Genomic DNA, 8,275 nt, shown 5'->3' with positions numbered 1-8,275 from the left:
CTCCAAAGCCTGCGTGAGGGCACACCGAAGCGTGAGCGAGGTGCCGAGTGGTGGGGCAAGAGCCTTTTGGTTACTTTTGGGCTCTTTTCAAAAGTGACCCGCCGTAAGGGCGGAACCCATTGCAGCCATCACCGCAGCAACGGATATACACACTAAACCCCAGCCCAAAAAAAAGGCGCGACCCCCATCAGAGATCGCGCCTTCTTTATATCAGCCGCAGCCTAGCAGCCTATCAACTACCCAACGCCTTGGACGCCAACCAGAACAACCCGGCCGACAAACCCACCGTCGCCGGCAAGGTCAACACCCAAGCCATCAGAATGGTCTTCACCGTACCACCCTGCAGGCCGCTTTTATTGGCGACCATGGTCCCGGCAACACCGGACGACAACACGTGAGTAGTCGAAACCGGCAGGCTAAAGATGTTGGCCAGGCCAATCATGCTCGCCGTGGTGATCTGCGCCGACATGCCCTGGGCATACGTCATGCCCTGCTTGCCGATCTTCTCACCGATGGTCAGCACCACACGCTTCCAACCCACCATAGTGCCCAGGCCCAAGGCCAGTGCCACCGCCAGGATCACCCAGAACGGCGCGTACTCGGTCGTGGCCGTCAGGTCTTTACGCAGCTTGTCCAGGTCGGACTTCTCACGCGCATCCAGGCCCGGCAGCTTGCCGACTTTCTTCGCGGTGTCGTCCAGGCACAGCAGGTAGCGGCGCACTTCGATACGGTGCTCGGAGGTCAGCGAGTGGTAGTCCGAGACACCCTTCAAGGTGTCCATCAGCGCGCTGATGGTGGGCTCGGTCTGCTGCGGGTTGCACTGGAACTTGCCCGGCAGGTCATCCTTCACACTTTTGCCCAACGCCAGGAACTCGCCGAGGGTGGCGTTGTTACGCTGGTAGAACTGGCTCAAGTGCACGGTGGCGTCACGGGTGCGCTCGATCTGGTAGGTGGTGCTGCCCAGGTCGAGTACGAACTGCGCCGGTACGATACCGATCAGCACCAGCATGATCAGGCCGATACCTTTCTGACCATCGTTGGAGCCGTGTACGAAGCTTACGGCCATCGCGGAAATCACCAGCACCAGGCGGTTCCAGAACGGCGGGTGTTTCTTGTCGTCAAGCTTGCGGCGCTGGTCCGGGGTCTTGTGCATCTTCGACAGCGGGCGCCACCATTTCAGGCCGAGCAGCACCAGGGCTGCGACCAGGAAACCGGCCATCGGCGAGAACACCAGAGACGCGCCGATATCGATCGCTTTCTGCCAGTTCACACCGTCAGCCAGCGGGATATCGTTGATCAGGGCATTGGCCAGGCCGACACCCAGGATCGAGCCGATCAGGGTGTGGGAACTGGAGGCCGGAATACCGAAGTACCAGGTGCCCAGGTTCCAGGTGATCGCCGCTGCCAGCAAGGAGAAGACCATAGCCAGACCATGGCCGGTGTTCACATTGATCAGCAACTCCACCGGCAGCAAATGCACGATGGCGTACGCGACACCGACACCACCGAGCAACACGCCGAGGAAGTTGAACACCCCGGAGAAGAACACGGCCAGGTGCGGCGGCATGGCTTTGGTATAGATGACTGTGGCCACCGCGTTAGCGGTGTCATGAAAGCCATTGATGAACTCGAAGGCGAGGACAAAGGCCAGGGCGAGCAACAGGCTCACTAGAACCCACGCATCCAGTCCGCTGAATAAATCGATCATGAAGGTTTTCTGACCCGGTCGTAAGGGGGCGCGATTATGCCAGAAAACCTCAGTAATCGATGCACTAGCTGCTCATCGGTAACAATCTTCATTGAAAAAAAACCGGGCAGAGGTGCGCATCCCAGGGTTTTCGGGGCTTTGGCAAGTCTTTGATTTATAAAGCTGGGGGGCGAAAACGCGGGTTTTTTTGACCGAATTGTCACATTTGAAACATTTGTACGAAATTTCGTTCAAGGCTGTAGGAGCCTGATTAAATCAGGTTGCCCGCCGCTGGCAATGCGCCAGCGGCGGTGGCAAAACCTTGAAGCTCAAATCCAAGTGCTTATGGCTCTTCGGTTTTGAGTTCCTGTTCAATCTTTTGGATTTCCTGGGCAAATGCCTGATCGAGCAAACTGGCTCGTTTGCGCCAGGGCTTGCGCTCGGGCTCAGGCTGGGCGGCGTAAGTGGTGATTTCCCCGCCGTAAACGTCCTTGTAACGTTGCTCCTGGCGCTCAAGTTCCGCGCGCAGTTCGTCTTTCGTCACAGTGTTACCTAAATGAGTTGAGTGTATTGAATGTGCAGCGCCGCGCTTGAAAGTCGTCCTCGGGCTGTTTCAAGTTGAACAGGCGAACTGTTCAAGTTTGAAAGAAGCACAAGGGGCAAACGTTTAAGCGGATACGTGTGACCGGCGATGCTCGAACGCTGCAAAGCCTGGCGAGCTCCAATCCCGATTATTATTACCGGGCCGACCTCTGCACAGGTTGCATTATAGCGACGTATTTGAATAACACTATCGTCGTGAAGTTAAAAAGCGTCAACGTTGCGTGAGGGTTTTGTTACATACAGGTGTCAGTCTTTTCGAAAAAAACGTGTCGACCTTCTGCACTTTTATAAATGGCGGATGGTTGCTCAAACTTAAGCGATCCCTTCGGCACATCCGTGAAGTGTGCTGGTTCGTTGAGCGCCATTGCGCGGCCGGAAAATTGCGATAATCGCATGATCGTCCGATAATCGCCCAAAGTTACTGACCCCGCCTTGTGCATTCTGGCCAGCGCGGCTTGTAATAGCGGCCAACCCTCCCAGCGGTTGAAAATAAGAGAAAGGACCCTGAAATGAACGATCAATTGCGCAACTCCTTCGCGTCAGTGGCGCCGCCGATCGTGGCGTCCCCGGCCAAGCGCATCCAGGCGTTTACCGGTGATCCGGACTTCATGACTTCCCTGGCCCGTGGCCTGGCCGTGGTGCAAGCCTTCCAGGAGCGCAAGCGCCACCTGACCATCGCCCAGATCAGCCACCGCACCGAAATCCCCCGCGCCGCCGTGCGCCGTTGCCTGCACACGTTGATCAAGCTCGGCTACGCCACCACCGACGGGCGTACCTATTCACTGTTGCCCAAAGTCCTGACCCTGGGGCACGCCTATTTATCCTCTACGCCGCTGGCAGTGTCGGCCCAGCCTTATCTCGATCGCATGAGCGAGCAACTGCATGAAGCCTGCAACATGGCGACGCTGGAGGGCGACGACATCCTTTATATCGCCCGTTCCGCCACCACCCAGCGCCTGATTTCCGTGGACTTGTCGGTGGGCGGGCGCTTGCCGGCCTATTGCACGTCCATGGGCCGCATCCTGCTCGCGGCACTCGACGATGCTTCGCTGCAGGACTACCTCGACCACGCCGACCTGCAAACCAAGACCAGCCGCACCTTGACCACGCCCGACGCCTTGTTCGAATGCCTGCAGCAAGTACGCCAGCAGGGCTGGTGCATTGTCGACCAGGAGTTGGAGCAGGGCCTGCGTTCCATCGCCGTGCCGGTGTACGACGCGTCCGGCCAAGTGCTGGCCGCGCTCAACGTGAGTACCCACGCCGGTCGGGTCAGCCGCAGCGAGCTGGAGCAGCGTTTCCTCCCCAGCATGCTCAGCGCCAGCCGTGAGCTGAGTGCGCAACTGTTTGCCTAAGTGTTCGATGACCGCACAGATCCCGGCTTGATCAATTGACGGTGTTTCCCCTGGCTTATTAATGTGCGGCAGCGCTGTCAGCGCCGCCCAATAATAATGACGACCTCAGGTCGTTCGCCCGCCCATCGGTGTGGAAATAACAATAATGAATCAGCCCTCTGTCGGTACTAACCTGGACGTGCATTCCTTTATCAATGCCCAGCCGTTGTCACGCTATCAATGGCGCGTGGTGATCCTGTGCTTCCTGATTGTCTTCCTCGACGGGCTCGACACCGCCGCCATGGGCTTTATCGCGCCCGCACTCTCGCAGGACTGGGGCATCGACCGCGCCAGCCTCGGCCCGGTAATGAGCGCCGCGCTGATCGGCATGGTGTTCGGCGCGCTGGGCTCCGGCCCTTTGGCCGACCGCTTCGGGCGCAAAGTGGTGTTGGTGAGTGCGGTGCTGGTGTTTGGCGCGTTCAGCCTGGCCTCGGCCTACAGCACAAACGTTGATCAGTTGCTGGTGTTGCGTTTCCTCACCGGGTTGGGCCTGGGCGCGGGGATGCCGAATGCCACCACGCTGCTCTCCGAGTACACGCCCGAGCGTCACAAGTCGTTGCTGGTCACCAGCATGTTCTGTGGGTTCAACCTGGGCATGGCCGGTGGCGGATTTATCTCGGCCAAGTTGATTCCAGCGTTCGGCTGGCACAGCTTGCTGATGATTGGCGGCATCCTGCCGTTGATCCTGGCGGTGGTGCTGTTGCTGTGGTTGCCGGAATCGGCGCGCTACCTCGTGGTGCGCAATCGCGGCACCGACAAGGTGCGCAAAACCTTGTCACCCATCGAGCCCAACCTCGTCGCCCACGCCACCAGCTTCAGCGTGCCCGAACAAAAAACCGTCAAGGCGCGCAACGTGTTCGCGGTGATCTTCTCTGGCACTTACAGCGCCGGCACCTTGTTGCTGTGGCTCACCTACTTTATGGGCCTGGTGATCGTGTACCTGCTGACCAGTTGGCTGCCGACCCTGATGCGCGACAGCGGCGCCAGCATGGAACAGGCGGCGTTTATCGGCGCGCTCTTCCAGTTTGGTGGCGTGTTGAGTGCGGTCGGCGTGGGCTGGGCGATGGACCGGTTCAATCCGCACAAGGTCATCGGCACTTTCTACCTGCTGGCCGGGGTGTTCGCCTACGCGGTGGGGCAGAGCCTGGGCAATATCACGTTGCTGGCCACCTTGGTGCTGGTTGCCGGGATGTGCGTCAACGGTGCGCAATCGGCGATGCCGTCACTGGCCGCACGCTTCTACCCGACCCAAGGCCGCGCTACCGGCGTGTCGTGGATGCTCGGCATCGGCCGCTTCGGCGCGATCCTCGGTGCGTGGATGGGCGCAACCTTGCTGGGGTTGGGCTGGAACTTCGAGCAGGTGCTGACGGCGCTGGTGATTCCGGCGGCATTGGCCACGGCGGCCGTGCTGATCAAGGGCATGGTCAGCCATGCGGACGCGACCTGAGGTCTGACACGATTTTGTAGCAGCCACGAGGCGATGTGGGAGCTGGCTTGCCTGCGATGCAGACGACTCGGTCCAGCAGGCAAATCGAGCTGATGCAATCGCAGGCAAGCCAGCTCCCACATTGACAGTTGGGCAGCTGAACTGGCTGCTTTACACGAAGATTAGCTAGACAACAATCCGTTCGATAATCGAACGCTGAGTCGATTATCGGATTGTTCGACCCCTTTGCCCGGCTTAATCTTCAGGCACTTGGGCGCCACCTCAGCGCCTTTTTCGATCAACACCGGGAGCCCGAACCCCATGGCTGAAATCCTTGCGCTGCGCGACGCGGTGAAGCAATTCGTGAATGACGGCGATACCGTCGCACTGGAAGGCTTCACCCACCTGATCCCTACGGCAGCAGGTCATGAAATCATTCGTCAGGGCAAGAAAGACCTGACGCTGGTGCGTATGACGCCTGACTTGATCTACGACCAGTTGATCGGTGCTGGCTGCGTCCGCAAGTTGATTTTCTCCTGGGGCGGCAACCCCGGCGTAGGCTCCCTGCATCGCCTGCGCGACGCGGTCGAGAAGCAATGGCCGCAACCGCTGGAGATCGAAGAACACAGCCACGCCGACCTGGCCAATGCCTACGTCGCCGGTGCATCCGGCCTGCCGTTTGCGGTGCTGCGCGCCTACGCCGGTTCTGACTTGCCCAAGGTCAACCCGCTGATCAAAACCGTGACCTGCCCGTTCACCGGCGAAGTGCTGGCGGCGGTGCCGTCGGTTCGCCCGGACGTCACCGTGATCCATGCACAGAAGGCTGACCGCAAGGGCAACGTGTTGCTCTGGGGCATTCTCGGTGTGCAGAAAGAAGCGGCCCTGGCGGCTAAGCGCTGCATCGTCACCGTCGAAGAGATCGTGGACGACCTGAATGCACCGATGAACAGCTGCGTGCTGCCGACCTGGGCGCTGACAGCGGTGTGTCACGTACCGGGTGGCGCGCATCCGTCCTACGCCCACGGCTACAACGAGCGTGATAACCGCTTCTATCAGGCGTGGGACCCGATCGCTCGCGACCGTGGGACCTTTACCGCCTGGATCGACGAATACATCCACGGCACTGCCGACTTCCGTGAATTCCAGGCCAAGCTGGCCGCCGCGCAGGAGGCCAAGTGATGGCTTACTCGACCAACGAAATGATGACCGTCGCCGCCGCGCGTCGCCTCAAGAACGGCTCGGTGTGCTTCGTCGGCATCGGCTTGCCTTCCAAGGCTGCCAACCTGGCGCGCCTGACCTCGTCGCCCGACGTGGTGCTGATCTACGAGTCGGGCCCGATTGGCGCCAAGCCCAGCGTCTTGCCGCTGTCCATCGGCGACGGCGAACTGGCTGAAACCGCTGACACCGTGGTGCCGACCGGCGAGATTTTCCGCTACTGGCTGCAAGGCGGGCGCATCGACGTCGGTTTTCTCGGCGCGGCCCAGGTCGACCGATTCGGCAATATCAACACCACCGTGGTCGGCGATTACCACCAGCCCAAAGTGCGCCTGCCGGGTGCTGGTGGCGCGCCGGAGATTGCCGGCTCGGCCAAGAGCGTGCTGATCATCCTCAAGCAGTCGGCGCGGTCGTTTGTCGACAAGCTGGACTTCATCACCTCCGTCGGCCACGGCGAAGGCGGCGATTCACGCAAACGCCTGGGTCTGCCAGGCGCCGGCCCTGTAGGGATTATTACCGACCTGTGCATCATGGAGCCGGAAGAGGGCAGCCATGAATTTGTGGTCACCGCGCTGCACCCCGGCGTCACCCGCGAACAAGTGGTCGCGGCCACCGGTTGGGCGATTCGGTTTGCCGATCAGGTGAGCACCACCGACGCACCGACGGACATCGAACTGAAGGCCCTGCGTGATCTCGAAGCCCGCACTGCCGCCGCCCATGGCCAAGCGCCAGGAGAAGCCTGATGCGTGACGTGTTTATCTGTGATGCCATTCGCACGCCCATCGGCCGCTTTGGCGGTGGTTTGTCCACGGTGCGTGCCGATGACTTGGCGGCCTTGCCGATCAAGGCGCTGATCGAGCGCAACCCTCAGGTTGAGTGGGCGGCGGTGGATGAAGTGTTCCTCGGTTGTGCCAACCAGGCCGGCGAGGACAATCGCAACGTCGCGCGCATGGCCCTGCTGTTGGCGGGCCTGCCGGAGAGCATTCCCGGCGTGACCCTCAACCGTTTGTGCGCCTCGGGCATGGACGCGATTGGCACGGCATTCCGTGCCATCGCCAGCGGCGAAATGGAGCTGGCGATTGCCGGCGGCGTTGAGTCGATGTCCCGTGCACCCTTCGTGATGGGCAAGGCTGATGCGGCGTTTTCACGCAACATGAAGCTTGAAGACACCACCATCGGCTGGCGTTTTATCAACCCGTTGATGAAGGCCCAGTACGGTGTGGACGCGATGCCGCAGACCGCCGATAACGTCGCCGACGACTACAACGTGTCCCGCGCCGATCAGGACGCTTTTGCCCTGCGCAGCCAGCAACGTACCGCCGCTGCACAAGCCGCCGGGTTTTTCGCTGAAGAAATCGTGCCGGTGCGCGTCGCGCATAAAAAGGGCGAGACCGTGGTCGAGCAGGATGAGCATCCACGGGACACAACCCTGGAAGCCCTGGCCAAACTCAAGCCAGTCAATGGCCCGGACAAGACCGTCACCGCCGGCAACGCCTCGGGTGTGAATGACGGTGCAGCGGCGCTGATTCTGGCCTCGGCCGAGGCCGTGAAAAAACATGGCCTCACCGCCCGCGCCCGTGTGTTGGGCATGGCCAGTGCCGGTGTCGCACCGCGTGTGATGGGCATCGGCCCAGTGCCGGCGGTGCGCAAACTGGTGGAGCGCCTGGGCCTTGCGGTCACCGACTTTGATGTCATCGAGCTCAACGAAGCCTTCGCCAGCCAAGGCCTGGCGGTGTTGCGTGAGTTGGGCATCGCCGACGACGCCCCGCAGGTGAACCCGAACGGCGGCGCCATCGCCCTCGGCCACCCGCTGGGCATGAGCGGCGCGCGGTTGGTGTTGACGGCGTTGCACCAGTTGGAAAAAACCGGCGGCCGCAAAGGCCTGGCCACTATGTGTGTGGGCGTCGGCCAAGGTTTGGCCCTGGCGATTGAACGCGTTTAATAAGAGAGGAT

General features: G+C 60.8%; 8 protein-coding genes. 5 read left to right on the top strand and 3 right to left on the bottom strand.

What is annotated here, in order from left to right; genetic code table 11:
* Positions 1–232: 232 nt before the first annotated feature.
* The 3 genes from ACP7B3_RS15415 to ACP7B3_RS15405 all read right to left on the bottom strand — a co-directional run bounded on the left by ACP7B3_RS15415 (position 233) and on the right by ACP7B3_RS15405 (position 2,811).
* Positions 233–1,708 (bottom strand): inorganic phosphate transporter, encoded by a 1,476-nt coding sequence (locus ACP7B3_RS15415; RefSeq protein WP_200623568.1) that lies wholly within the window; start codon positions 1,706–1,708, stop codon positions 233–235.
* Positions 1,709–2,030: 322 nt separating this feature from the next.
* Positions 2,031–2,231 (bottom strand): hypothetical protein, encoded by a 201-nt coding sequence (locus ACP7B3_RS15410; protein WP_057701255.1) that lies wholly within the window; start codon positions 2,229–2,231, stop codon positions 2,031–2,033.
* 292 nt (positions 2,232–2,523) lie between these two features.
* Positions 2,524–2,811 (bottom strand): hypothetical protein, encoded by a 288-nt coding sequence (locus ACP7B3_RS15405; protein WP_404487265.1) that lies wholly within the window; start codon positions 2,809–2,811, stop codon positions 2,524–2,526.
* Here ACP7B3_RS15405 and pcaR point away from each other — a divergent pair.
* From pcaR to pcaF, 5 genes are all read left to right on the top strand, one after another.
* The gene (pcaR, locus tag ACP7B3_RS15400; protein WP_145162733.1) at positions 2,800–3,642 is read left to right on the top strand and encodes a pca regulon transcriptional regulator PcaR; all 843 of its coding nucleotides are present in this window, start codon (positions 2,800–2,802) and stop codon (positions 3,640–3,642) included. The genes ACP7B3_RS15405 and pcaR overlap by 12 nt on opposite strands.
* Before the next feature lie 145 nt (positions 3,643–3,787).
* A complete protein-coding gene (locus tag ACP7B3_RS15395) occupies positions 3,788–5,128 on the top strand; it encodes an MFS transporter (protein ID WP_426179504.1) in 1,341 nt (446 codons plus the stop codon).
* A 300-nt stretch (positions 5,129–5,428) separates the two neighbouring features.
* Complete coding sequence (locus tag ACP7B3_RS15390; protein WP_145162739.1) at positions 5,429–6,286, top strand: CoA transferase subunit A; 858 nt, start codon at positions 5,429–5,431, stop codon at positions 6,284–6,286.
* Positions 6,283–7,065 (top strand): CoA-transferase subunit beta, encoded by a 783-nt coding sequence (locus tag ACP7B3_RS15385; protein ID WP_242194199.1) that lies wholly within the window; start codon positions 6,283–6,285, stop codon positions 7,063–7,065. The genes ACP7B3_RS15390 and ACP7B3_RS15385 overlap by 4 nt, the downstream gene beginning before the upstream one ends.
* Entirely contained in the window at positions 7,062–8,264 is a 1,203-nt protein-coding gene (gene pcaF / locus ACP7B3_RS15380; RefSeq protein WP_242195045.1) for a 3-oxoadipyl-CoA thiolase, read from the top strand. Before ACP7B3_RS15385 ends, pcaF begins: the two co-directional genes overlap by 4 nt.
* The last annotated feature ends 11 nt before the right edge of the window (positions 8,265–8,275 follow it).

The organism is Pseudomonas sp. TWRC1-2, assembly GCF_049896685.1.
In the GTDB taxonomy this organism is placed as follows: domain Bacteria; phylum Pseudomonadota; class Gammaproteobacteria; order Pseudomonadales; family Pseudomonadaceae; genus Aquipseudomonas.
This window is presented reverse-complemented; position numbering and strand designations above follow the sequence as displayed.